The sequence below is a fragment of the Succinivibrio sp. genome, from assembly GCF_045124615.1.
Lineage (GTDB): Bacteria > Pseudomonadota > Gammaproteobacteria > Enterobacterales > Succinivibrionaceae > Succinivibrio > Succinivibrio faecicola.
The window spans coordinates 1-1,588 of sequence record NZ_JBGVMC010000317.1 but is presented as its reverse complement, the minus strand read 5'-3'; the positions used below and the strand labels follow the sequence as shown (position 1 = coordinate 1,588).

Here is a 1,588-nt window from a genome sequence, read left to right as displayed (position 1 = left end):
AACTGCATAAGCATTTGAGGCTTGATCTCTTCCGGCACTTCATCTGCAAGAATGCGGCTTAAATGCGTTGTTGTGTCCGGGCATTTGATCTCGATCAAGCCGTCACTACTTACTAGGCCGTCTGGACTTGCTCCGAGATATTGTATAGATTCGTGCTTAACAAAACCGCTTAACAATACGGTGTGACCTGTTGCCAGCTCATAAGCACTTAAAGCGTTTTCTTCCTGTTCTGTTCCCCATTCCATGCGCCTGCGTGCATCTGCAGTAAAGTGATCCTCTGTCTGTAGTCCTGTTAATTGCTCGCTTAGAATACGCATAGTCAAACCGTCAACCTTAGCAGGTGTTTGTGCGACAATCTCCCCTTTCTGGTATCGGATCACATTTCCGGCCATTGAGGCGGTCAAATGCCCTATTCGCTGCTTAAACCAATCCTCATTTCTTTGTAGATTATTCATAGTCAATCTTCTTTTTTGCTAACAAATTTTTGTTTTCGTCAAAAGCTTTTTTCAAAAGATTGTTAATATACGCTCCCTTTGATTTTTTTGCTTTTTTTGATAAGTAGTCTAAAGCGATAAAAAACTTTTTTGACGTATACAGTGAGAATGTTTTTCTCTCTTTAATGTTCATAATTTCCTCTACATAAACATTGCTTTTAACTCATTATGTAAGCCTGAATAAATTAAGGCCGCTTTCTCTGGTTTTGACAACTGATTAAAAAAGCTCTCATATACCTGGAATCCCTGTGCCGCACAATTTCTTGCATTCTGTTCTAGCTGTGGAGTTAATTGTGCATTCTGATAGCTGTTGCCCTGTTGCTGCTGATTCATATTATAATTGCCGTCTGTATCATCCCCAGTAGCAATTCCCAGCAGGGCGCATAAACTGTAACGCTTTGCATAGGTAAGAATTGATCCTGCAGTCTGTGCAAGTGATTTGCCTTTCTCTGCCTGCAGGGGCACGATAAACGGATCGGAGGTGATTTTCTCACCTGAAACATGAATAAGCTCGGTTACAATTCCTATGGATGTGAACTGTTCGCCCTGCTGTGTCTGTGTTTTCTGAATTAAGACAAAATTATGCTCATTGAGTAATGGGCGCACAATTTTGATAATATCGTCAAAATTTGCGTAATTGCCGTAAACTGCTTTTGAAGTTTTAGCGATTGTCGGTATTGCCTTTTGTACCTCAATCAAATCAGTATATAGATTTGCTACTGCAGGCTTTTTGGTTTTTGCCTTTGATGGTTTTTCAGCGGTTGAATTATCAACGGTTTCGATTGAATCTGTCATTTTGTTACCTCGATTTTGTTGTTACCTGTATATACTATACAACATATATTATATATTGCAAGTTAAATTTTTAAAAAATTGTCCCATATACCAAAAAACATAAAAAAGGCTTTGATATAAGATCACTCCATCAGCAATAATAAAAGAAAAACGCAAAATTATTTTGCATTTAACTTTAAAAGTGTATTCACGGAAATTATGAGCTTTAAGGTATAAATAGCCTGTAATCTCTTTTGCATTGTCTTTTATTGCTGTTACACAAAAAAAGATCAGCGTAATAAACGCAAAAAAGTGAATCA

The 1,588-nt window shown here is 37.7% G+C and carries 4 protein-coding genes; all 4 read right to left on the bottom strand.

Translation table 11 applies throughout. The features are described from left to right. Positions 1–455 (bottom strand): lambda exonuclease family protein (locus ACJML3_RS08330; RefSeq protein WP_406022288.1); only part of this gene is annotated, 455 nt, incomplete at its 3' end. Then, a complete protein-coding gene (locus ACJML3_RS08325; protein WP_406022286.1) occupies positions 448–627 on the bottom strand; it encodes a hypothetical protein in 180 nt (59 codons plus the stop codon). The genes ACJML3_RS08325 and ACJML3_RS08330, both read right to left, overlap by 8 nt. An 8-nt stretch (positions 628–635) precedes the next feature. Then, positions 636–1,289 (bottom strand): ERF family protein, encoded by a 654-nt coding sequence (locus ACJML3_RS08320; RefSeq protein WP_406022284.1) that lies wholly within the window; start codon positions 1,287–1,289, stop codon positions 636–638. Between the two features lie 48 nt (positions 1,290–1,337). Then, positions 1,338–1,588: hypothetical protein (locus ACJML3_RS08315; RefSeq protein WP_406022282.1), on the bottom strand; the 251-nt coding region annotated here is incomplete at its 5' end.